24 protein-coding genes, 1 riboswitch and 1 other annotated feature are annotated in these 23089 nt (G+C 37.6%); of the genes, 10 read left to right on the top strand and 14 right to left on the bottom strand.

What is annotated here, in order from left to right; all coding sequences use genetic code 11:
- Nucleotides 1-45 precede the first annotated feature (45 nt).
- Entirely contained in the window at nucleotides 46-885 is an 840-nt protein-coding gene (locus ACZDYH_RS24150; protein ID WP_000917826.1) for a hypothetical protein, read from the bottom strand.
- A 51-nt stretch (nucleotides 886-936) separates the two neighbouring features.
- Nucleotides 937-1659, bottom strand: a complete 723-nt coding sequence (locus ACZDYH_RS24145) for a GNAT family N-acetyltransferase (protein WP_434712409.1) — start codon at nucleotides 1657-1659, stop codon at nucleotides 937-939.
- A gap of 123 nt (nucleotides 1660-1782) precedes the next feature.
- Between ACZDYH_RS24145 and ACZDYH_RS24140 the strand changes: the two genes are divergently transcribed.
- Together ACZDYH_RS24140 and ACZDYH_RS24135 are read left to right on the top strand one after the other, a co-directional pair.
- Nucleotides 1783-2622: a DUF2785 domain-containing protein gene (locus ACZDYH_RS24140; protein ID WP_000355451.1), complete on the top strand. Its 840-nt coding sequence runs from the start codon at nucleotides 1783-1785 to the stop codon at nucleotides 2620-2622.
- A gap of 17 nt (nucleotides 2623-2639) precedes the next feature.
- Complete coding sequence (locus tag ACZDYH_RS24135; RefSeq protein ID WP_000540463.1) at nucleotides 2640-3086, top strand: NUDIX hydrolase; 447 nt, start codon at nucleotides 2640-2642, stop codon at nucleotides 3084-3086.
- A gap of 8 nt (nucleotides 3087-3094) precedes the next feature.
- Here the strand turns inward: ACZDYH_RS24135 and ACZDYH_RS24130 are convergent, their stop codons facing one another.
- Nucleotides 3095-4093 carry a tryptophan--tRNA ligase gene (locus ACZDYH_RS24130; protein ID WP_016122880.1) on the bottom strand — a complete coding sequence of 333 codons (999 nt, stop codon included), beginning with the start codon at nucleotides 4091-4093 and terminating at the stop codon, nucleotides 3095-3097.
- A 43-nt stretch (nucleotides 4094-4136) separates the two neighbouring features.
- Nucleotides 4137-4344, bottom strand: a binding site (T-box leader).
- Nucleotides 4345-4482: 138 nt separating this feature from the next.
- Between ACZDYH_RS24130 and ACZDYH_RS24125 the strand changes: the two genes are divergently transcribed.
- Nucleotides 4483-5640, top strand: a complete 1158-nt coding sequence (locus ACZDYH_RS24125) for a 1-deoxy-D-xylulose-5-phosphate reductoisomerase (protein ID WP_025708771.1) — start codon at nucleotides 4483-4485, stop codon at nucleotides 5638-5640.
- 29 nt (nucleotides 5641-5669) lie between these two features.
- On the opposite strand, the gene ACZDYH_RS24120 is transcribed toward ACZDYH_RS24125, so the two are convergent.
- Both ACZDYH_RS24120 and ACZDYH_RS24115 read right to left on the bottom strand, forming a co-directional pair.
- Complete coding sequence (locus ACZDYH_RS24120) at nucleotides 5670-6791, bottom strand: AI-2E family transporter (RefSeq protein WP_000411484.1); 1122 nt, start codon at nucleotides 6789-6791, stop codon at nucleotides 5670-5672.
- Between the two features lie 63 nt (nucleotides 6792-6854).
- Nucleotides 6855-7103, bottom strand: a complete 249-nt coding sequence (locus ACZDYH_RS24115) for a GlsB/YeaQ/YmgE family stress response membrane protein (protein ID WP_229163828.1) — start codon at nucleotides 7101-7103, stop codon at nucleotides 6855-6857.
- A gap of 209 nt (nucleotides 7104-7312) precedes the next feature.
- On the opposite strand from ACZDYH_RS24115, the gene ACZDYH_RS24110 reads away from it, so the two are divergent.
- Nucleotides 7313-7774: a GNAT family N-acetyltransferase gene (locus ACZDYH_RS24110; protein WP_000601226.1), complete on the top strand. Its 462-nt coding sequence runs from the start codon at nucleotides 7313-7315 to the stop codon at nucleotides 7772-7774.
- Between the two features lie 38 nt (nucleotides 7775-7812).
- Nucleotides 7813-7955: riboswitch (cyclic di-AMP (ydaO/yuaA leader) on the top strand.
- Nucleotides 7956-8051: 96 nt separating this feature from the next.
- Nucleotides 8052-8195 (top strand): hypothetical protein, encoded by a 144-nt coding sequence (locus tag ACZDYH_RS24105; protein ID WP_000945243.1) that lies wholly within the window; start codon nucleotides 8052-8054, stop codon nucleotides 8193-8195.
- A gap of 73 nt (nucleotides 8196-8268) precedes the next feature.
- On the opposite strand, the gene ACZDYH_RS24100 is transcribed toward ACZDYH_RS24105, so the two are convergent.
- The 4 genes from ACZDYH_RS24100 to ACZDYH_RS24085 all read right to left on the bottom strand — a co-directional run bounded on the left by ACZDYH_RS24100 (nucleotide 8269) and on the right by ACZDYH_RS24085 (nucleotide 14744).
- A complete protein-coding gene (locus ACZDYH_RS24100) occupies nucleotides 8269-10728 on the bottom strand; it encodes a BC_3345 family exosporium-associated protein (RefSeq protein ID WP_474887351.1) in 2460 nt (819 codons plus the stop codon).
- Between the two features lie 22 nt (nucleotides 10729-10750).
- On the bottom strand, nucleotides 10751-13258 hold the full coding sequence (locus tag ACZDYH_RS24095) for a collagen-like protein (RefSeq protein ID WP_050252092.1): 2508 nt from the start codon (nucleotides 13256-13258) through the stop codon (nucleotides 10751-10753).
- A gap of 146 nt (nucleotides 13259-13404) precedes the next feature.
- Nucleotides 13405-14160: a class I SAM-dependent methyltransferase gene (locus ACZDYH_RS24090; protein ID WP_000679198.1), complete on the bottom strand. Its 756-nt coding sequence runs from the start codon at nucleotides 14158-14160 to the stop codon at nucleotides 13405-13407.
- Nucleotides 14161-14201: 41 nt separating this feature from the next.
- Complete coding sequence (locus tag ACZDYH_RS24085; RefSeq protein WP_001072930.1) at nucleotides 14202-14744, bottom strand: CGNR zinc finger domain-containing protein; 543 nt, start codon at nucleotides 14742-14744, stop codon at nucleotides 14202-14204.
- A gap of 112 nt (nucleotides 14745-14856) precedes the next feature.
- Between ACZDYH_RS24085 and ACZDYH_RS24080 the strand changes: the two genes are divergently transcribed.
- Entirely contained in the window at nucleotides 14857-16050 is a 1194-nt protein-coding gene (locus ACZDYH_RS24080) for an MDR family MFS transporter (RefSeq protein ID WP_000834867.1), read from the top strand.
- A 40-nt stretch (nucleotides 16051-16090) separates the two neighbouring features.
- Here the strand turns inward: ACZDYH_RS24080 and ACZDYH_RS24075 are convergent, their stop codons facing one another.
- Nucleotides 16091-17005 carry a tetratricopeptide repeat protein gene (locus ACZDYH_RS24075; RefSeq protein WP_434712419.1) on the bottom strand — a complete coding sequence of 305 codons (915 nt, stop codon included), beginning with the start codon at nucleotides 17003-17005 and terminating at the stop codon, nucleotides 16091-16093.
- A gap of 298 nt (nucleotides 17006-17303) precedes the next feature.
- Between ACZDYH_RS24075 and ACZDYH_RS24070 the strand changes: the two genes are divergently transcribed.
- Both ACZDYH_RS24070 and ACZDYH_RS24065 read left to right on the top strand, forming a co-directional pair.
- Nucleotides 17304-17681, top strand: coding sequence for a hypothetical protein (locus ACZDYH_RS24070; protein ID WP_000823781.1), 378 nt, complete (start codon nucleotides 17304-17306; stop codon nucleotides 17679-17681).
- A 76-nt stretch (nucleotides 17682-17757) separates the two neighbouring features.
- Entirely contained in the window at nucleotides 17758-17997 is a 240-nt protein-coding gene (locus tag ACZDYH_RS24065; protein WP_000747695.1) for a DUF3923 family protein, read from the top strand.
- Nucleotides 17998-18102: 105 nt separating this feature from the next.
- Here ACZDYH_RS24065 and ACZDYH_RS24060 read toward each other — a convergent pair whose 3' ends face one another.
- From ACZDYH_RS24060 to ACZDYH_RS24045, 4 genes are all read right to left on the bottom strand, one after another.
- Nucleotides 18103-18651 (bottom strand): DUF2179 domain-containing protein, encoded by a 549-nt coding sequence (locus tag ACZDYH_RS24060; protein WP_000938438.1) that lies wholly within the window; start codon nucleotides 18649-18651, stop codon nucleotides 18103-18105.
- A gap of 198 nt (nucleotides 18652-18849) precedes the next feature.
- Nucleotides 18850-19263 (bottom strand): ATP synthase subunit I, encoded by a 414-nt coding sequence (locus ACZDYH_RS24055; protein WP_000613869.1) that lies wholly within the window; start codon nucleotides 19261-19263, stop codon nucleotides 18850-18852.
- Between the two features lie 52 nt (nucleotides 19264-19315).
- Nucleotides 19316-20644: a hemolysin family protein gene (locus ACZDYH_RS24050; RefSeq protein WP_000402258.1), complete on the bottom strand. Its 1329-nt coding sequence runs from the start codon at nucleotides 20642-20644 to the stop codon at nucleotides 19316-19318.
- Between the two features lie 119 nt (nucleotides 20645-20763).
- The gene (locus tag ACZDYH_RS24045) at nucleotides 20764-21171 is read right to left on the bottom strand and encodes a MerR family transcriptional regulator (RefSeq protein ID WP_000285635.1); all 408 of its coding nucleotides are present in this window, start codon (nucleotides 21169-21171) and stop codon (nucleotides 20764-20766) included.
- A 261-nt stretch (nucleotides 21172-21432) separates the two neighbouring features.
- Here ACZDYH_RS24045 and ACZDYH_RS24040 point away from each other — a divergent pair, with 261 nt between their 5' ends.
- Nucleotides 21433-22206 carry a glycosyltransferase family 2 protein gene (locus ACZDYH_RS24040; protein WP_000750973.1) on the top strand — a complete coding sequence of 258 codons (774 nt, stop codon included), beginning with the start codon at nucleotides 21433-21435 and terminating at the stop codon, nucleotides 22204-22206.
- Between the two features lie 115 nt (nucleotides 22207-22321).
- The gene (gene rfbF / locus ACZDYH_RS24035; protein WP_000648807.1) at nucleotides 22322-23089 is read left to right on the top strand and encodes a glucose-1-phosphate cytidylyltransferase; all 768 of its coding nucleotides are present in this window, start codon (nucleotides 22322-22324) and stop codon (nucleotides 23087-23089) included.

The raw sequence follows: 23089 nt of genomic DNA, 5'->3' as shown, positions 1-23089 counted from the left end.
TATTATGGGAATATCCATTTTGTCGTTCTCATTTTTCTTTTTATCTTACAAACAGGCGAAAAGTTCTTTTACTTGTTCAAAATTTGTACATGGATTACCGCGAAATACGTATGCGATTTGTTCATTACCTAAATCTTCGTATACAACTGTTCCGCGATTAGGGTGCGAATAAAACTCTAACCCGTTTATAATTTGTTTTGGGCCATAGTTCATTGTCCATGAAGAAATAGGATAGTACGCTTTGTTTTTATGTCTACAAACCCAAAGTGCATATAGTTTATTAACTTCGTCCCAGTATACATACTGCGTTTCGTCATTTCCGAAACCGACCGATTCAAGTTTCCAATTTAGTTTTTCATGAATTAACAAATTTACATAGGATACGTCATCTGGAGCATTCCACTCTCTACATCTTCCTATCTCACCCATTTCACTTCTCTTCGCTTGAAAGCTTAATAAGTGAAATGATGTATGTAATATCGTTTTCCCAAGCTCCATATTTACTGGTTGTAATTCAAATAGAAATCGTTCCATTTCGTCTTGTTTTACATATCCATGATCAACAGAAATTTCAACTTGTGTTTTCCATATAGATGTAACGTAACTTTCTTTTCCTTTATAATTTATACCTTTCCAATACACAAGCCCTTTATATTGAAAACAATCTCCTTTTGCTTGAGAAATACAGCTATCCGGAAATACTGGTTCCATTATATCGAGAAAAAATTCCTTTACTCGAAACATCCCAGTTGGAGTAACAACCTGAAACCAAAAAGTTCCCCACTTTTCACCTTCATAACGTTCTGAAACTTTTTCAACATTCCAGCCTTCTAACAATACATTTGGATACAGTAACACGAATGAATGCATGGATTGCTTTAACATATATAGTCCCCTCCCGCTATACGAGTTCGAGAGTATACATCCTTCATCCTCCTAAAACTTCCTCACATACCGCTCAGTACAACTCAGCAGCTGACATCCGTTCTTTTCAAAAACATCCTTCATCCACTCATTTTGCATATTTGTCTCACCAATATAATAAGATGCACCTATTTCCTTTAAGACAAACATCGCACCTGCAAATAACGCAGCTTCATATCCCTTATTACGCATATTTGGAGTAACTGCGAAGTACATAAGTTTCCCTTCTTCTAACGTACCTCTTTCAATATACGGGATTACAATTCCTATCGGCTCTTCATCGGCACTCGCTGTTAAGCAATGTTCTTTCCATTGCTCACCAATTTCTTGTAGCATCATATGCACAAATTGATCATGAGCGACTGGTTCTCCCGTTGCTTCATTCCACAGTGAATAAAAAGCCTCTTCTCCAACTTCTTCAATAAGCTTAAAATCAATTTCACTTTCTACATCTTCTACTTCGTATATATCTTTAAATACAATCATGTTTTCCGTAACATATTCAAATAAATACGTTTCAAAACATCTTTTATACACATCATAATTTGGACTTTTTGAAGAGATTTCAAAATGTAGTTTTTCTAATCCATCTTTTTTAGCTTCAGCAACGCAATATTGCATCATTTCCTCTAATTGCTCTTCTGTAAAAATCTCTGCATTATTTTCTTTTATCATAATAGAAGAAGCATTTCTTCTTATTTTAAAATGTTTTTCTAACTGTTCTATCGTCGTCATATTCTTCCCTCATCTATATCATACTCGAATTTCTAATCGTTCTCCTTGCATGAGCAGGATTGTCCTTGAATATATAGAATACTAGAAAAGATCGCATCTTTAAAGTGCGGAGGAGGTTCTCCAGTGGATATTACAGCATTGCAACAACAGTTAGAGCTTATACAACAAAATGACTATACGCAACTGCAACATATAGACGTAAATGAGTTAACTTTGAACATGCTTCAGTATATCGGAACGACTGATAGCTACGTTCGTTACCAACTTATATATAAATGTTTTGCGCATTTCATTCATCATGAATTCCTTATGGACGATCAGCTGAAATTACTTCTGCAAACTTGTTTAAGTGATGAGTATTTATATTGTGACATTTACTCCCCACATACAGATGGGGTTTTCACACGTTCTTACACTGTTTCGTTAATTGCGTTAATACTCCAATTCGCTAATTCGCACTACTTTTGTACAGAGGAGGATATCGAAGAAATAAAAAATAAACTCATTACATACACAAACTTAGAAACAGATTTTCGGGGCTATATCGAAAATAAAGGATGGGCTCATTGTCTTGCTCATGTATCTGATGCCTTTACTGAAATTGTTCATAATACGTATACAACTTTTGAATGGTACGAAGAATTAATTCATTGTTTATTAAATAAAATCTTTATTCCATCTGACCTTTTTCATAATAACGAAGATGAACGCATTGTTACTCCATTACTAGCAATGCTGTATCATGATTTTCCTCAGAACGATTTAATTTCTATTATTCATAAAAAAATAAAAAGGCTTCCTCAAATTAGAAAACGCCTTTCGCTTAATGAGTATTGTATTTTATGTGCCAATATTAAAACCTTTTTACGCACATTATTTTTCAGAACGAAAGATGACCATAACTTAGCCTTTACAGCACGTAAAACAGAAAGAATGTTAAAAGAACTTCCTAACTATTATTAAATACAAGGAGCAATGACATGGGTTATATTGAAGATATGAGAAATCTAGTAGGAAATCATCCACTTATTCTAATAGGATCACACGCCATTATATTAAATGAAAAAGATGAAGTATTGCTGCAACTCCGTACAGATTTTAACCGCTGGGGCATTATTGGCGGTGCCTTAGAATATAACGAAACATTAGAAGACGCTTTAAAGCGAGAAGTATATGAAGAAACTGGACTTATTATTAAAAATCCAGAACTATTCCGTACATACTCTGGACCAGATTACTTTCAAATCTATCCAAACGGCGATCAAGTACACGGTGTACTCGTTGTTTATATTTGCCGAGAATTTCATGGTGAACTTGTATGCGATCAAAGTGAATCAAAAGAACTACGCTTCTTTTCACTTGATGAATTACCTAATAATCTTCCCCCTGTTATTGAGAGGATTATTACAGATTATCAAAAAAAATAAGGGAACGCTTAACGTTCCCTCTTAAATCCAATCCGTTTTTTAATTTCCGCTAAATTTACCTTTGCAATAGCGCGTGCCTTCTCAGCACCGTTTTCTAATGCTTCATATAATAAATCCGGCTCATTCATATACATTGCGTACTTTTCACGAGGTCCAGCTAACTCTCGATCTACTACGCGAAACAACTCTTTTTTCACATCGCCCCATCCGATTCCAGTCTCATATTTTTCACGTAATGACTGTATTTCGTCTTCTGTCGCAAATTCTTTATAAATTGTAAATAAGGTTTCTAGTTCTTTTGGTTCATTTGGAAGTGAAGAATCTGTTTTGATTTTAAATATTAACTTTCGTAGTTTTTCTTGCTCTGCAAATAATGGGATCACATTTCCGTAACTTTTACTCATCTTTCTTCCGTCAAGGCCAGGTAATATTGCTCCTTCTTCTTGTATGACATACTCCGGAAGTGTAAATGTCGTGCCAAATGTATGATTAAAATACGTCGCAATATCACGCGCGATTTCAATATGTTGAATTTGGTCTTTTCCGACAGGTACATGTGTAGCTTGAAATAATAATATGTCAGCTGCCATTAAGATCGGGTACGTATATAACCCCATGTTCACTCCCGCATCGACCTCTAACCCTGCTTCTTTATTTTGCTCCACCTTCGCTTTATACGCATGAGCACGGTTCATAAGACCTTTCGGAGTTAGGCAAGCTAAAATCCAAGCTAATTCTAGAATTTCCGGTACTTCTGTTTGTCGATAAAAAATAACATCTTCTCCAAGTCCAAGCGATAACCAAGTAGCTGCTACCTCTTTCGTATAACTGCTGAACTTTTCTGAATCATGCACAGCATTTAATGCATGATAATCAGCTATAAAGTACAATGCTTTTCCTTCATTATTCTTTGACATTTGTAATGCAGGTTTAATCGCACCAATATAATTTCCTAAATGTGGATAACCTGTCGGCTTAATTCCTGTTAACATTATTTTTTCACTCACACTAACCCCTCCTTTCTCAAAATAAAAAGAGCCCCTCATCCTAAAAAAGGACGAGAGACTCCCGCGGTACCACCTTAATTCGCTATCATTAGCTCACTTCATACTTCAATAACGTGAAGTAACCGTCTTTACCTACTCATTTCAGTTAGAAGCTCCAGAGTCCATTCCATATTCATCCCTTACTGATTCTCACCACATATCAGCTCTCTGAAAAGTTTCGAATATGTACTCTTCTCTTTCATTGCTTTTTCGTTATTTTTTACAGTTTATCACATTTCACTTCCAAACAAACCAAAATTTTCTATTTTATATAGAAGGAATTTCCACTTCAATTGTCTAATATTATATAGGTTTGCAGAAATATTCGAAACAACTTTGGAGGTTTTTTCATGGTAAAATATATATCCATTTTAGGTTCCACAGGATCCATCGGCACATCTGCATTAGATGTCGTTTCAGCTCATCCTGAACATTTTAAAATCGTCGGTTTAACCGCAAATTATAATATCGATCTTCTTGAGCAACAAATCAAAACGTTTCAACCTCGTATTGTAAGCGTTGCGACAAAAGACTTAGCAGACAAGCTTCGTACGCGTATTTCAGCAAATACAAAAATCACACACGGGACTGATGGCTTAATTGCAGTAGCTACTCACCCTGATTCAAATCTTGTATTAAGCTCTGTTGTAGGTGTTTCAGGATTACTTCCAACAATTGAAGCATTAAAAGCGAAGAAAGATATCGCTATTGCTAATAAAGAAACTTTGGTTGCAGCTGGACATATCGTAACTGAACTAGCGAAACAAAACGGATGTCGCTTAATTCCAGTAGATAGTGAGCATTCAGCTATTTTCCAATGTTTAAACGGAGAAAATAATAAAGAGATTGAGAAGTTAATTGTAACAGCTTCCGGTGGTGCATTCCGTGATAAAACACGTGATGAAATGCAAACATTACAAGCAAAAGATGCTTTAAAGCACCCAAACTGGTTAATGGGCGCAAAACTAACGATTGATTCTGCCACATTAATGAATAAAGGGTTCGAAGTAATGGAAGCGAGATGGCTATTTGATATTCCATATGAAAAAATTAATGTAATGATTCATAAAGAAAGTATCATTCATTCTTTAGTAGAATTTATTGATGGATCAGTTATGGCACAGCTCGGTGCTCCTGATATGAGAATGCCGATTCAATATGCGTTTCACTATCCTACTCGGCTACCTTCTTCCTATGAAAAATTAAATTTATTAGAAATCGGTAGTTTACATTTTGAAAAACCAGATTTAGAGAAGTTCCCTTGTCTACAATACGCATATGAATGTGGCAAAATCGGTGGTACTACTCCCGCTGTATTAAATGCAGCAAATGAAATTGCGAATGCGCTATTCTTAAAAAATGAAATTGCCTTTTTCGATATTGAAAAAACAATTTACAAAACAATTGAAGCTCATCATAACGTAAAAGATCCTTCACTAGATGCTATATTAGAAGCGGATCAATGGGCGCGCCAATATGCAAATGAATTGTTAATAAAAAAGCGCTAAAACAGTTCCCACTGTTTTAGCGCTTTTTTTCACGTATTCAACTTAACAAATCTATAACCGTGTGTAACTAACACTTTTAATATCGCATATCCTGGAATGGCTAAAATAATGCCCATAATCCCGAATAAGTTTCCGGCAGTTAAAATGATAAAAATGATAGTAATCGGGTGAATATCTAACTTTTTACCCATGACTTGCGGAGAAATAAATTTACCTTCTGCTAATTGTACAACCATCATAACAATAATTACTTTTAACACCATTGCTGGCGAGTCGATAAATGCGATAATTAACGCTGGTGTAATCGCGATAATTGGTCCTACGTACGGAACGATATTTACAATCATCGCTAAAATCGCAAGTAATACCGCATATTTAATACCAATAATAAGATAACCAATTAATAGCATAATACCGATAAATAAGCTGACGATAATTTGACCTCTAATATACGAGCTAATCGCATAATGCATATCATCTAGTATTCTCATTGCTGCTGGTTGTCTTTGCTCTGAAATAAACTTTAAAAAGTGATTCGGCAATTGCTCACCATCTTTTAAAAGATAGAACAATATAAATGGAACCATTACAAATGTCAAAACAACCTCTGTAACAGTACTCAAAAATCCAGTTACATTCCCAGTTACTGATGATAATGACTTTGTAAAATCAACTGTGTATTCTTTTACCATATTCGCAACATTAATATTTAAATTCTCCTGAATTTTACCGAGTAAATTACTTTCCCCGAATCTACGTGCTGCTTGTTCAATCTCATGGCCAAAATACGGTAAGTTATCAATTAATGCATCAATTTGATCTTTAATAATAGGGATAACCGTTACAACTAAAAATACAAATAATCCTAGTACGATTAAATATATGGAAGCTATCGATACGATTCTTGAAACACCTTTCTTTTCTAAAAGCGAAACGAATGGATGTAAAATATAAAATAGCACGCCTGCTAATAGTACTGGGAAGAAAATTGTTTTTAAAAATACGATAAACGGTGTAAAAACAAATGATATTTTTGTTAGCAATAAAATATTAATGAACAATAACGCAAATCCAAGTAATACCGCCAAATAATTTTGTTCTCTAAAAAACTTTCTTAACTTATCTCTTTTTCTTATATTTATTTTCTCCAACGAAACCACCTCTTCGAATGATGAAAAGCCCTTATTCAGGGCTCTTCATCATAATCTATATATCTATTTCTTTGCAGCTTTCACTACAAATGATACAATAAAAATTAACACGATTGCACCTAATAATGCTGGCACGACATGAATCCCACCAAAAGACGGCCCAAAAGTTCCAAATAATTTACCACCTAATGAAGCACCTAATAAACCTGCGATAATATTTCCGAACATACCACCTGGGAAATTTTTACCCGTTATAGAACTAGCAATTGCACCTATAATAGCACCAACTAAAAATGTGATAATCCATCCCATTTTTAGTCCTCCATTTCTATTATAGTTTGTATGATTTAATACAAACATATGTATTTATCATTGCTAATCATATTTCACTATAGAAATATATTTACTACTATTTTACATATGGAGATACATATATTATATGCAAAAAAGAAAAATATTGTCAAACTCACCCATAAAGCAATTATATTCATATACCATATTTAAAGGAGGCTTCATTATCTATGATTCTTAAGTTAAATTCCACTTCTTTTGAAGTAGCAACATCCATTTTACAGGTTCAAATTCCAGCTTATAAAGTTGAAGCAGACTACTTAAATAGTACTGCCATACCTCGTTTATATGATACTGTAAACGATATTCAAAATTGCGTTGAAACATTCTATGGATATTTTTCTGAAAATAAACTTGTCGGTTTTATTTCTTTTGTACAAGAAGAAAAACTAATCGATATCCATAGGCTAGTTGTATCGCCCGATTTTTTTCAAAAAGGAATCGCAACGAAACTCCTAATTTATATATTTAACATGTTTCCCTCTCCAATGACATATATTGTACAAACAGGTAAAGCGAATACCCCTGCTATTACTTTATATAAAAAACACGGATTCATTACAGTATCAGATACAATACTTCCTGACGGTATGATTCTTACGCAATTAAAAAAGACAGAATACACAAAATAATTTGACTTGTTCGCTCCTTTATGTTATTTTTTACTTTATAAAACCTTTTGCTGAGTCCAAATTTTGGAGCGGGGGAACCATTTTTGTAGCTATGCTACTTGGGGCGAATCTTTTTTAAGTAGGGAAACTCTCACTTCCCGAGTCCGACAGCTAACCTCGTAAGCGTAATGGGAGAGGAAGGTGCTTTTTGCCTATGTTACACATTTTGCCTCCTTAATTATAAATATGGGATCGATATCAAATAGTCACCTATATTTATAGAAAAGGAGAATGTATTATGTTACGTTTATCTGATCACGCAATTAAAATGATGGAGCAAAGACTTCGAATTGAAAAACAACGCACATATCAAGCAAATAAGGTTGTAGATAACTTACATCACAAATACTTCTTTCAGCATATTTTTCAACCGAAAAGATAAAGAAAATGTTTATTTAATATTAAAAAACACAAGGTGTGTCTTACAAAGACATTCCTTGTGTTTTTTATATTCTTTATAAAATTCTCACTACATTTAAGCTTGCTGTAATCGCACCTGCTATAGTAGTCACATGCCCTACACCTAACGGGCCATTTTGTAATATTAATGTTGAATTGGCACTCGTCACATTCACAAGAAGTGTATTTGAAATGGCTGGTTCGATTACTACAGTTGATGTCGTTACGTTTTGTATAAAACTCCCTGTTAGTTGCGTTCCATTTAATAGCAATCTAACAGATACTGTCTCATTCCCACCATTTGCATCCCCTTGAAAATAGTAGCTTACTAAATATATTCCTGGCGTCGTTACTGTGACTGTCGTAGCACTAGTTAAAGATACACCAGTTCCATATACAGTGGATCCAGAATTAATTGGGATGTTGGCATTTGCTGCAATTGTGCTTGTTGATGTAGAAAAGAAATATCCGCCACCTGTCGATATAGCAGATGATCCTGTTGCTCCAGTTAAGCCTGTTGGACCTGTGGCACCTGTTGGGCCCGTTATCCCCGTTACCCCTGTTGCTCCAGTTATTCCTTGTATGCCTTGTATTCCGGTCGGTCCTGTTGCACCAGTCACTCCAGTCGCTCCGGTTGCTCCGGTTGCTCCCGTCACACCTTGTGGCCCCTGGATTCCTTGGATTCCTTGTGGACCTGTTGCTCCCGTAGGGCCGGTCGCTCCCGCCTGCCCCGTTACCCCTTGTGGACCTTGGATTCCTTGTGGACCTTGAGGACCCGTTGCTCCAGTAGGTCCGGTTGCTCCTGTTGGACCAGTTTCTCCTTGTGGTCCTTGAATTCCTTGAGGACCTTGGGGACCCGTTGCTCCCGCCTCGCCGGTTGGACCGGTTGGACCGGTTGGACCCGCCTGACCAGTTATTCCTTGTAGACCTTGAGGGCCTGCCTGACCAGTTGGGCCTTGTGGACCTTGCACGCCTTGTATCCCCTGAATTCCTTGGGGGCCGGTTGGACCAATTGGACCTTGTATTCCCTGAATTCCTTGAGGACCCGTTGCACCCGCCTGGCCGGTTGGGCCTTGTGGACCTTGCACACCTTGTATTCCTTGAGGACCAGTTGGGCCTATACTTCCTTGTGGTCCCTGAATACCTTGTATTCCTTGAGGACCAGTTGGACCTGTTATGCCACTCAGACCTTGTATGCCTTGCACTCCTTGAGGACCGGTTGAACCACTCGGACCTTGGATTCCTTGTAGCCCCTGTAAACCAGTTGGACCGGTCGCTCCCCTTACTCCTTGCTCACCTTGTATGCCTTGTATCCCTTGAGGGCCGGTTGGACCGATTGGCCCCTGTGCCCCTTGCACTCCTTGTGGACCAGTCGGACCGGTTGCTCCTACCGGTCCCTGGATTCCTTGTACCCCTTGAATTCCAGTCGGACCGGTTACTCCTTGTATCCCTTGTGGACCTTGAATGCCTTGATCACCCGTTGGACCCGTTGCCCCCATCGGTCCCTGTACTCCTTGCAAACCTGTTACACCAGTTGCTCCGGTCGGTCCCTGGATTCCTTGTACCCCTTGAATTCCAGTCGCTCCTGTTGCTCCGGTCGCTCCTGTTGCCCCTGTTGCTCCAGTCGGACCAGTTGGACCCCCTGGTGATCCTGCTGGACCGGTTGGACCAGTTGGACCTCCTGGTGGACCAGTTGGACCGGTTGCTCCAGTCGGGCCAGTTGCAGAACCTGTCGGACCAGTTATCCCAGTGGCTCCTGTTGGGCCGGTTGGACCTGGATCACCTTGTAAACCGGTTGGACCAGTCGGACCGATTACACCTTGCACTCCTTGTATTCCTTGTATTCCTGTTGGACCTACCTGCCCCATTTCTCCCTGGGGACCTTGTAAACCTTGAACACCAGTTTCCCCTTGTGGACCCATTGGTCCTTGCTCCCCTTGAATTCCTTGAGAACCAGTTGGCCCGGTTGGACCAATCGGACCCTGTATTCCTTGTATTCCGGTTACACCTTGTAAACCACTACCTCCTAAATTACCTTGCACACCTTGTATACCAGTATTTCCAGTTGGTCCAGTCGGACCAATTTCCCCTTGCACTCCTTGTATTCCTTGTATTCCTGTTGGGCCGGTTGGACCGATTTCTCCTTGCATTCCTTGTATGCCTTGTATTCCTGTTGGACCGGTCGGACCGATTGGGCCAGGAATTCCTTGTATCCCTTGAATACCAGTTGGACCAGTCGGACCTCTTTCTCCTTGTATTCCTTGAACACCTTGTATTCCCTGTGGGCCTCGTTCTCCCATAGGTCCTTGATTACCCTGAGAACCTTGTGGTCCAGTTAAACCAGTTGGGCCGGTTGGACCGATTGGACCTTGTACGCCTTGTATTCCTTGCGGTCCAGTTGGTCCACCTAAAGCACCAGTTGGACCGGTTGGACCAGTGGGCCCCGTAATACCTGGCGGTGGAAAAGGAATAGGTGCTTGAAACTTACTACACTTATCTTGATTCTTCACAAGCATCTCCCCCGTTATAACTAACGTATCAAACTATTTTTAATACATTTAAACTAGCTGTTATCACACCAGATAATGTCGTTACATGCCCGATAGCTAACGGACCATTTTGTAAAGACAAAGTTGCATTTGAAGAAGTAACTTCAATGACCATCGTATTCGAAACTGCTGGTTCTAATATAAAAGTACCTCCTGTAACATAAAAAATAAAACTCCCTGCGACTTGTGTTCCATTTAAAGTAAGCCTCACTGAAATTGTTTCATTTCCGGCAGTTGGATCACCTTGAAAATAATAGCTTACTAAATAAATTCCCGGCGTACTTAACGTTACAGTTGTTGCATTTGTTAAACTGACATCAGAACCAAAAACTGTAGATCCAGAATTAATTGGTATTAACGCATTCGCTGCAATTGTACTCGTTGAAGTAGAAAAGAAATAACCGCCCCCACTAGGTAAACCAGTCGCTCCTGTCGCTCCCGCTATTCCAAAGAAACCTATTGAACCTGCACTACCAGTTGCTCCTGTCGGTCCCACCACGCCACTTGGGCCCTGACTACCTTGTGCTCCAACTGGGCCTATACTACCACTAGCACCTGTCACCCCACTTGCTCCAATTGGGCCTTGCAACCCTTGAATACCTTGTATCCCTTGTATTCCTTGCGGACCCGTTGCACCTGTATTGCCTGTCGTTCCCGTTATTCCTTGTATTCCCGTAATCCCTTGCACTCCTTGCACTCCTTGTGGTCCAGTTGCCCCGGTTGCTCCTGTGGCTCCAGTTTCACCCGTTGCACCTGTAATTCCAACATTTCCTTGTGGGCCTTGTGGGCCTTGACTACCTTGCGCCCCTTGGACTCCTTGTGGGCCTGTTATACCGACTTCCCCTGTATTTCCTTGGGGACCTCTAATTCCTTGTGCACCTGTTGGACCGATAATTCCTTGCACACCTTGTATTCCTTGCACTCCTTGCGCTCCTGTTGGACCCGTTATTCCTTGTAATCCTTGAGGACCTTGCAAACCGATAGCTCCAGTCGGTCCTATTATTCCTTGCACTCCTTGAGGACCTTGGGCACCTTGTGTACCTGTCAATCCGGTAGTCCCTTGTATCCCTTGAACACCTTGAGGACCTTGTGTTCCAGCTGCTCCTGTTTCCCCTTGAATTCCTTGTACGCCTTGGATTCCTTGTGCTCCAGCTGGGCCGGTTGCTCCTCGGATTCCTTGTGCTCCTTGAGCTCCTTCCGCTCCTGTAACACCAACTGGACCAGCTATCCCTTGTATTCCCACCATTCCTTGTGCACCTGTTGGACCTATCACACCTTGAATACCTTGAATACCTTTAGGACCTTCTGCACCAGTTGGACCAGTTACTCCCAGCGGACCTTGTATTCCTTGAGAACCTTCTGCACCAGTTGGACCTGTTATACCTTGGTTACCTTGAGGACCTTGTGCTCCTTGTACTCCAACTGCTCCAACTACACCTTGGGCACCTTGCGCTCCCCTTACACCTTGATGACCTGTTGGACCTGTTATACCTTGCACACCTTGCCCTCCAATTGGACCTATCCCTCCGCTTACACCTGTTGAACCGGTCGCACCCGTTGGACCTGTTGGACCTCCTGGTGGACCGGGTGGGCCAGCTGGTCCAGTCACTCCACTAGAAGGGCCAATTGGACCGGTCACTCCCGTCGGACCGCCCGGTGGTCCTTCTGAGCCTTGAGTACCAATACTACCCGTCGCTCCTGTTATACCTCTTATTCCCTTTATCCCTTGAAAACCTGTTGCTCCCGTTATACCTTGTATTCCTTGCACACCTTGTGGTCCTTGTAAACCTATTACACCTGTTATCCCCTTTATTCCACTTATACCTTGGGCACCTTGCATTCCAGTAGAACCAGTTGGACCCACTTCACCTTGTATTCCTTGAGCTCCTTGTGGGCCTTCCTCTCCAGTAATTCCTTGTATACCTTGGAAGCCGTCTTCTCCTTGTATACCAATAGCCCCTTGCTCTCCTTGTATTCCTTGAACACCTTGAGGGCCTTGTGGACCAGTTACACCCGAGACTCCAGTTACGCCTCTTTCTCCCTGCATTCCTTGTGCCCCTGTTTGTCCTCGCTCACCTATTTCCCCTTGTATTCCTTGTATACCTTGTATTCCTTGACTACCAGCAGGACCCGTAGCTCCTTGTATTCCTTCTAATCCTTGTACTCCAATATCACCAATTAGACCTTGGTTTCCGATTAATCCTTGAGCACCTTGGAGACCAGTTGGGCCAGTTATACCTTGCTCTCCTGTATCACCAATAACTCCTTGTATTCCTTGTGCTCCTGTTGTCCCTCGGGGACCTTGTATCCCCCTGATACCTTGAGGACCTTGGGGCCCAGTTGCTCCCGTCGGTCCAGTCACCCCTGTAGGACCAACAGGACCTTCATGCCCTCCAGTTGGACCGATTGGACCACTATTACCTGTCGGACCCGTTGCTCCTATAAGCGGAAGAGGCAGTGCCACTCCAAATTTTTTGCACTTTCTATGATGACGCACAACAATCCCCCTTCCCCAAAATAATTACACCTTTTATATGAAATGCATTTTTATAAGAAAAGTACACCTTTGACCTCATTTTTTTAAAATAAAGAAGCCTATCATTTCATCTATTTGAAATCATAGGCTTCTTTTATAAAAACACTTTACTTTCTAGCTTTAATAATAAAAGTAGTCGGCACCATTCTAGCTTTATATAAAGAATAATACTTCGTAGACGGCTCAGCTAGTTCTCCATCAAACGAGCTTGATGGTTCAGGCTCTTCTATTCTCTCAATTTTAAATCCCACTCTATTTAACTCATTTATGTATGTACTTATTTTTCTCTTATATAATGTCGCTTGTACATTTTCTCCTTTAAATGTTTCAAACGTAATGGGCGTTTCCTCATGATAAGAAGACTTTATAGCAACTTCTTCCGTACCATACTGTAAGTTTGAATATACCGGGTGCTCCCAACTAAAAATAAAACTTCCCCCTGGCTTTACATATGAATAAATCAGTTCCAACGTTTTTCTTAAATCCGAAGTCCAACCTAATGCATAAATGGAATATACAATATCAAAATATCCTTTCGGAATATCGCCTTCTTCTTCCATTGCTCCGCATACTAACTTTGGATTCCAATCCTTTAACGTCTTATTCGCTATTTCAATTTGTGTACTCGAAAGATCAAGCCCCCATAATTCCTCTGCCCCTTGTTCCGCCATATATTGCAACGAATGCCCACTTCCACAGCCAATATCAAGAACCTTTTTCTTTCTGATTGAATCGAACAAACGAATCTCATCTTCAGACGCCGTATACGGACCATATTTAGGTAAACAATCCACTTGAAAGAAATAAGGTGCAACTGTATCCCAACACTTTTTATTTAAAGCTAACATTTGCGTACCTTTCATATTCTACATTCCCCCATCCATTTTTCTTTCTCTAATATTAATTACATATCATAACCAGATCGCCCTTTTCTCTTCGCCCGGTAGTTTTTCACTTTCGCAATCGTACCGCATGCTCTTCCTCCTTCTTCTCCAGCATACATACCGCACCATCTTTTACTTCCATTTCGCGAATGATCATAAAATACCCAGCGACAATCTGGACATGCTTTTAACCTTCCCCATACATTTTCTTGAATTGACATTAACACAATGCTTAACACTTTTGTATACACATTCTCTTCATATACCGGTTCATATGTAATACCTTTCATATCATCCTTTATATGTACATGAAATGGGTATTTCTCTAACCATTTTTGCAATGATCCTTCGCCTTCAATTGTCATCCGAATATCTTCTCGAAAACCTCTTAATTCCTCTATCGTATGAAATGGAAACTCTTCATCAAAATATTCTTTCATAAAAAGCTTTATGTCTTCTTCTGTTTGCAGCAAATCAATTGGCTCTCTCGTATCGTTTGGTATTCTCCATGTATTTAAAAATTCCCGAATATATTCTAGTTCATTTGGAGCGTTTTGATTCAATTCGATCCACCTTCTTCTTAAAATTTACTTTTTTCTGACTTTATGTATAATTATAGTATAAAATAGTTAACCATCAAATGATTTTACCGGTTACATAATTAGGAGGATTTCTATGAAAAGTTTCTCAACACCGATACGTTTCATGCTTATTTCTTCATTTTTTATGTCTTTTGGGTATTTTGCAGTATACGCATTTTTAGCTATTTATCTATTAACCTTTCTTCATTTTTCTGCTGTCCAAGTAGGAACAGTGTTGACGGTTATGACAATTACATCACGAGTTATCCCATTATTCTCAGGGTTAATTGCTGACAAAATAGGCTATATCATTATGATGATAGCCGGTTTATTTTTGAGAGGAATCGGATTTATCGCTTTAGGAATATGCTCTGATTTCTATACAATTTCTATTTCTTCTGCACTTATTGGCTTCGGAACTGCATTTTACGAACCTGCTGCGCGCGCCATATTCGGTTCACAACCAGCTCATTTGAGAAAAAATTTATTTACATATTTAAACCTTAGCTTTAATTGCGGTGCAATAATCGGACCAATTGCAGGAGGGTTCTTACTCTTACTTGATCCAATCTATGCCTTCTCTCTAACAGGATCACTTATGCTGTTATTCGCTTTTATCTTTTACTTACTTAAAAATCACTTCCAAGTCACTACTGAAAACACGTCTATTACATTAGGAATACAGGCCATCTTACAAAACAAGTCTTTCCTTCTGTTTTCCTTTATCATGATTTTCTTCTATATTATGTTTACTCAACTTACTGTCGCACTTCCACTTCATATGAAAAACATTAGTAGTAGCAATCAACTTGCTACACTCGTTATTACGATAAATGCGATAACAGGCGTCATATTTATGGTATTATTCCGAAAATTATTCCACAAATACAACACACTTTCAATTATTAAATACGGTGTTTTATTAATGAGTATTTCCTTTTTACTCATTCCTTTATTTCAACACCCATATTGGCTCTTTATTTGTGTAATTTTATTTACAATCGGTGAAACACTCGTATTACCTAACGCTGATATCACTATTGCAAATTACAGTAATGAATCATATACAGCCACTTTCTTCGGATTTTATCAACTATCACTCGCATTTGGTTTTATCATTGGTAATTATACCGGTACATCTTTTACATCCAACTTAAGCGGAATGTATACACCATGGCTTATTTTTGGCGGAATAGGACTTATTGGTTTTATTTCACTACATATTTTGAATATAAAAAAAGTGGCCTCTAAAGAGGATATACACCTATGTAATACAAGCGACCTATAACGAAAAAGATTCGACCATCATCTTTGACAGTCGAATCTTTTTATTTTTCATATTCAAGGTGATTATGTCTTTTACAACCAAATAAATAGCAAGCCCCTATATAATCAGTTTCAAACTCTAATCCTGGAACGTATCCAGATTTGATACGTTCTACCATTGTTTTATAACAATTATTCTCTTCTGTATATTCCTCAATTAACTCTTTCTTATCATTTTCTGTCCAGTTTTCTTCTACTTCTTCATTCTGAACATCTTCTATTTCTGCTGTTTTCGCTTCGATACATTCCCGTATAACTTCATTTATACGGGAGAAATTATTCGTTTTATATAGAGCATACACAAATCTACCAATCCAATTAGGACTTTTCCAGCATTCTTTATATCCCTTTTCGAACCATTCAATTGCTTCTTTATAGCAATTCAACTCAACATATAAATCTGCTACATTAATTTCCCCTAAAAAATTATCAGATTCCCTGTTAAAAGTATCTAACTTCTCTTTTGCTTCTGTCGTTCGTTCTAAATCAATTAAACATTTTACATAGCTATACATGATATAGTCCGAATCCCCTGCAACTCGCAAGAAAAATTCTGAAGCTTTTTCCAGCTCTCCAAGGTTATAATGCGCTACAGCTACATTATGATATGCTTCATCTGATGGTTGAATCGAAATAGACTTTTGTAATGCTTCTTTCGCTTCTGTCCATTTTTCTTGTTTCATGTAAATGTCCCCTAAGATGTTATAAGGAAAGTATGAAGATGGATTCAACTTAACAACTTCTCTTATTAATTCAAGAGCTTTATCATCATTCTCTTCCTCATAAAAATACATCCAGGCAAGATTATTGAGAGATTGTACGTCTCTAGATTCATGTACTGCTTGTTGAAACAGTTCCATTGCTTCCTCATATTTATTTTGTTCAAACATTTCAATTGCCTTCTCATTAATGTTCAAATAACTACCTCCGAAGTAAATGAATTCATCTATTCCCTATCATTATAGTAAAATGTAAAAATTATAATTTCTATAAAAAATTTCTTTTTCTCGTCTACATTTCGATTGAAATAGAAGCTAAAACACACGAATTTACAACAATAAGTAAATTTTTCAGTCTCTCTTACATTGGATATACAGCCTTTTTTAATTTACATATTATGGTACGATAAAAAGAGTACTAGCTAAACATTTACGCTCCACACTAGCAGTCTAACAATGCCAAAATCAAAAATCACATAGAATCGGAGGGGATGTTATGAAAAGGAAATTACTTGTTCTTCTATTCACCGGAATCATACTATCAGGATGTTCAACTATAGCAGAGAATTCTTTAGAAAGCGGGAAAGGCAGTATGGAATTATTAACACCAACGATCACAGCAAAAGATAATGAGTTAGAAATTAAGACCGAGGGAATTGATGAAAATAAAGTAACTTTTATTTATGTTGCTAATAAAAAAGTGTTAGAACAAAAGCTAAAGAATGGTGAATCCTACAAGCTTAACATTAAAGATATCGAACACGCTCATCGGACAGACTACAAACCAAAAGTTCAACTTTTGCAAACGAAAGATGATAATGATGATGGAGAAATAGTAACCTTCAAACAAGTTAGATATACAGTTAAAAACTAATTTTAAAGTTGTTTCATTATAAATGTAACGAACGAAAATATACTTTTAACAGTAGATAAATGTAAGGGGTGCTAACATGAAAAAACGATGGATTTCTTGGTGGATTGGTAACCTATTTTGGATTATCGTTTTTGGAATATGGGCCGCTATTATTTGGTTACGAGAGGTTGATGGTGCTGGTGTTATTCAAACACCTGAAATTAAATCCATATCACTTATCGTTATATTAATCGCGTTTATCATACCGGTATTTTTTCAAGTTATATGGCTAATCATTAATTTGAGGATGAGTAGAAAAAATAATTATACGATTTAGTTTTTCAATTAACAATAAAAAAGAGAGGAATCTACATCAAAATAGATTCCTCCCTTTTACATTTGGACTTATACTGCGCTTTTAATGCAGCACTACTCCTCTTTTTTACGATGCATGTTCATCTTTCTTTTTCATTAACGCTCTTTTCTTCATCGCCTTCGTTAAATATCCACCCTTAAACGAGCGAATTTCATACGAAGACATAAACGCTTTCGGTGCAATTTCATTAATGATTTCTAAAAGCTCTTTCTCCCTAGAACGCTTTGCGACGATATCTAAGCGATAACGTATAGAATTAATACCTTCGCCCTCAAATACTGTAACGCCAAATCCAGAGTGACGTAATTCATCTACTAATTCATTACAACGGTCTAGTAAACTAACTTGATACGTAATATAACCAATTGCTAATTTATTCTCTATATAACCGCCTAATAACAGTCCCGCACTAAAGCCAATGACATAGGCAACGATGTTCATCCAATTTGATAAATCTTGAAACACAATACCTAAACTGACAATGTAAATAGCTCCTTCTAACAATCCAACACCAGCAGCGGATCTTGTTTGATTCTTTACAAGCAAAATCGTACGGATTGTTAATATTGGAACGTAAATAATTTGAAGCACAAAAATAAGTAGCGCTTGTAACATTGGTATCCACCTCTTTCAAAAAGTCTTTTGTCATAATAACATACATAACCTTTAGAAATCGATGGGTTTTTTAAAATTTTTTTATTATTTTTCATACTATTGAAAAACACAAAAAAGAAGCGTATTATATTTGTCGTTAATTTGATTACTTGTATCATATCGCTAAACTAAAAAAGGAACCTGATTAGGTCCCTTTCATCATAGCTCTATATTTTTCGAAGCATGTTCTCTTTGCTTCTCTTCTTCCTTCACTAACTGCATATTTGCATGCGCTAAATTTGCAATCATTAAAAAGTGACCACCTAAAATACCTGTACCGAATGCCCACATTTCCATTTCATGCTCAATTTCATACATGATGATAGCTCCTAAAATAGCAGCTGCAAATCGGTTTAAAACTCCTAATCCAGGAGCCTTTTCCTTCATTACGATACTTTTTCCGAGTTTCTCCACTCTGCGAGCTAATAACCAAAGACAATAGGCGCTTACTGCTAATCCAATACCGAACCCTGTCACTTGTTTTCCAAACGGAGTAATCGTCCACATAAGTAGTAAACCACTAAAGATCACATACAATTGTAATCGATATACACGTAAGGCTTCTTGAATCAAAATATCCGCTCCTAAGTTCTCATTTTTTGTACTTTAGAAGAAAAGCAGCAACTTACACAGTTGCTGCTTTCTCTTCTTCTTGTTCTTGTTCCATCTTACGAATTTCAACACGTTTAATTTGGTAAGCGTCTTTTTCTAACACTTTAAATTCATAACCTTCCGCCTCAACGTGTTGTCCTTCTTCGATTTCATGATTTTGCATCATAATCCATCCACCGATTGTATCCACATCATCTTCTTCGATGTGTAATCCAAATAAATCTTTCACTTCTGAGATAAGCACTTTTCCATCAACAATAATATGTTGCTCGTTCACATGTTGAATTGGTGGTGCTTCATCTTCATCATATTCGTCACGAATTTCGCCGACGATTTCCTCCAAGATATCTTCAAGCGTTACAATTCCAGCTGTTCCTCCGTACTCATCATATAAAACAGCCATCGGAATTCGCTTCTTCTGCATTTGAAGTAATAAATCGTGAATTGGAGTCGTTTCCATCACTTCAATAATCGGACGCATATACGAGCGAATAGATGATAAATCTTTTTGATCCTCGGTCATATATCGAATAAAGAAATCTTTTACGTTGACCATACCGATAATATCATCTTTATCTTCTCCAAAAATCGGATAACGTGTGTATCGCTCATTTTGGATTACTTTCATGTGTTCTTCTACTGAATCTTCCAGGTAGAAACCAACGATTTCTGTTCGCGGTACCATAATCTCTTTTGCAATGCGATTATCAAATTCAAAAATGTTATTTACATACTTGTATTCAGCTTGATTAATTTCGCCACTTTCATAGCTATCTGAAAGGATAAGACGTAATTCTTCTTCTGTATGAGCTACTTCATGTTCTGAAGCTGGCTTTAAACCGAATAAACCAGTTATCACACGAGCTGAACCGTTCAATACCCAAATAAATGGATACATTACTTTATAGAACATCATTAATGGACCTGCCAATAATAACGTTACCCTTTCAGCCTTTTGAATTGCCATCGTTTTTGGAGCTAATTCCCCTACTACAACGTGTAAATACGTCATAATCATAAAAGCAAGACCAAATGTTAGTACTGATGAAATAGAAGGATTTAAGTTCCATTTCTCAAATAACGGGTGTAATAACTTTTCAATTGTCGGTTCACCTAACCAACCTAATCCCATAGCTGTAACTGTAATACCTAATTGACAAGCAGATAAATATTCATCTAAATTTGTTGTTACCTTTTTCGCTGCTAAAGCACCGCGTTTTCCTTCCGCAACAAGCTGATCGATACGGCTTGAACGTATCTTTACAATCGCAAACTCTGCTGCTACGAAAAATCCAGTAAATGCGATTAAAATCGCAACCATGACTAAATTAAATATTTCCAATGAATCCCCTTAGTTAAAAAACTAAGGTGTCCACCTCCTGTATACTATAATGTTTTCTTATTTGTTTGTTAGAAAACATAGCCCGATACAAAAATTAAAGAGGTCGGATTTCACTTATTCTATAATAATAGAGCAAGTGTCTGTATTAAAGCTGTCGTTTGACCAGATAAAGATTTCGATATTTTTTCACGTTGTGAATCAGTCAATCCATCTAAAAGCGGCTTTAACTCAGTAAGCTCCACTTCTAATTGATGAATATGGTCTGTCACTTCATTCACTTGTTTCGAAACGTGTTCATTGATACCGAGCAGCTTCTTCTTCTCCTCGATTTTCTCTTTAATCTCACAAAGCGGCATATGCATTTCTTTGCACTTCTCAATAAATTGTAATGTCTCAAATGCTGTTTCGTCGTAATAGCGATAATTAGATTGAGATCGCTCCGCTTTTAAGATACCTAGATTCGTATAATAATCAATCGTTCGTTTCGACACGTGAGCCATGAGAGCCAACTGTCCGATTCGATACACCTTCCCAACGATCTTCCCCCCTTGTTTATATTACTTACATCATACAACACATAAACTGTACAGTCAAACGTGACGGTTTATTATTCACAATTTATACAAAATTCCAATCTCCTCCTATGATGATTCAATACGAGTAATCTACACTTATACAATAAAATTACTAAACTACTACCTAATCACTACATTGTCTGCCACTTTTAACCTTTCTTATTTAAAAGCATATCCTACTAATAATGATTGCTTGTATAGGAGGGAATTAATATGAAAAAGACAATCATTTCTCATTTTTATAATGAAGAATACCTACTTCCATGGTGGCTTATGCATCACACGAAAATATTCGATCACGGCATTTTAATTAATAGAGGGTCTACAGATCGTTCCGTAGAGATTTGTAAACTATTAGCACCCCACTGGGAAGTACGAAATTCAAGATTTCTTGAGTTTGATCCAACTAATACTGATATTGAAGTGATGGAAATTGAAAGAGAAGTTTCAGGTTGGAAAATCGTTTTAAATACTACTGAATTCTTTTGTTGTAATAATACTGAAGAATTTTTTTCATCTCTTCATACACTAGGCCAAAACATGTATGCGATTAGAATGATTTTAATGATAGATAATCATAATTATAATTATTCAAAGCCTAGATATTCTATCCCCTTAGTAGAACAGCGATACCACGGTGTCTTCCCTTATAACCCAAATCTCGGATGTGCTTGGAGATTTATTCACAATCATCTAGACGGTGCATATTTACCTGGTAGACATCATTCGCGGCACGGATATATAATTTATGACTATCCTTCATTTATTTTAAAATTTTATTTTAGCCCTTGGAATGAACAATCAAAGGCAAGAAAATTACAAATTACACCTACCCTTTCAAAAAGGGGTGTTCAAATGGGACTTCAAACACATTACGGTCAATCTCCTGAAGTACTGGACATACGTTTTTTAGAGCTTAGTAACCTAACACAAGACCTCCGTCATAACCCTGAATATCAAGAATTATTTCCAAAATTCAAACCGTAATATTTTCTGCATCGTCATCACCTCAAACATTTTCATTCACTTAATCAAAAACAATCTCATTTGCATAAAACATGAATACTGTATAAATAATAAATTTTTATTTTAGGAGGAAAAAATGAAAGCTGTTATTCTTGCTGGTGGGTACGGTACAAGAATTGGGGAAGAAACACATTTAAAACCGAAACCTATGATTGAAATTGGAACAAAGCCCATTCTATGGCACATTATGAGTTTGTATAGTCATTACGGGATTACTGAGTTTATTATTTGCTTAGGCTATAAAGGATATGCAATTAAAGAGTTCTTTCTAAATTACAACTTACACATGTCTGATTTCACAATACAGTTAAACGATAATACAATTACTAGCCATTCTCATCGTGTAGAACCATGGAAAGTTACACTAATCGATACTGGTGTAAATACCGAAACGGGTGGCCGAGTGAAAAAGATTCAAAATTATGTCGGAGACGAACCTTTCTGCCTCACTTATGGTGATGGATTAAGTAATGTAAATATAAAAGAACTTATTACATTCCATAAAAAACATGGAAAAATGGCTACTGTTACTGCCGTACAACCTCCTGGTAGATTTGGTTCTCTCATATTAGATAAACAGTCTGTAACATCTTTTCAAGAAAAACCATTAGGTGATGGCGGATGGGTTAACGGTGGATTTTTCGTTTTAAATCCTGAAGTTTTCAATTACATTAGTGGAGATAAGTCTGTTTTTGAAACAGACACTTTAGTTCAGTTAGTAAACAAAAATGAATTGGCCGCATATCAACATTCTGGTTTTTGGCATCCGATGGATACATTGCGCGATAAAAATAAATTAGTCGAGCTATGGGAAAGTAATAACGCTCCGTGGAAGGTTTGGTAA

This window comes from Bacillus sp. EB V-12 (assembly GCF_056158125.1).
This window is presented reverse-complemented; position numbering and strand designations above follow the sequence as displayed.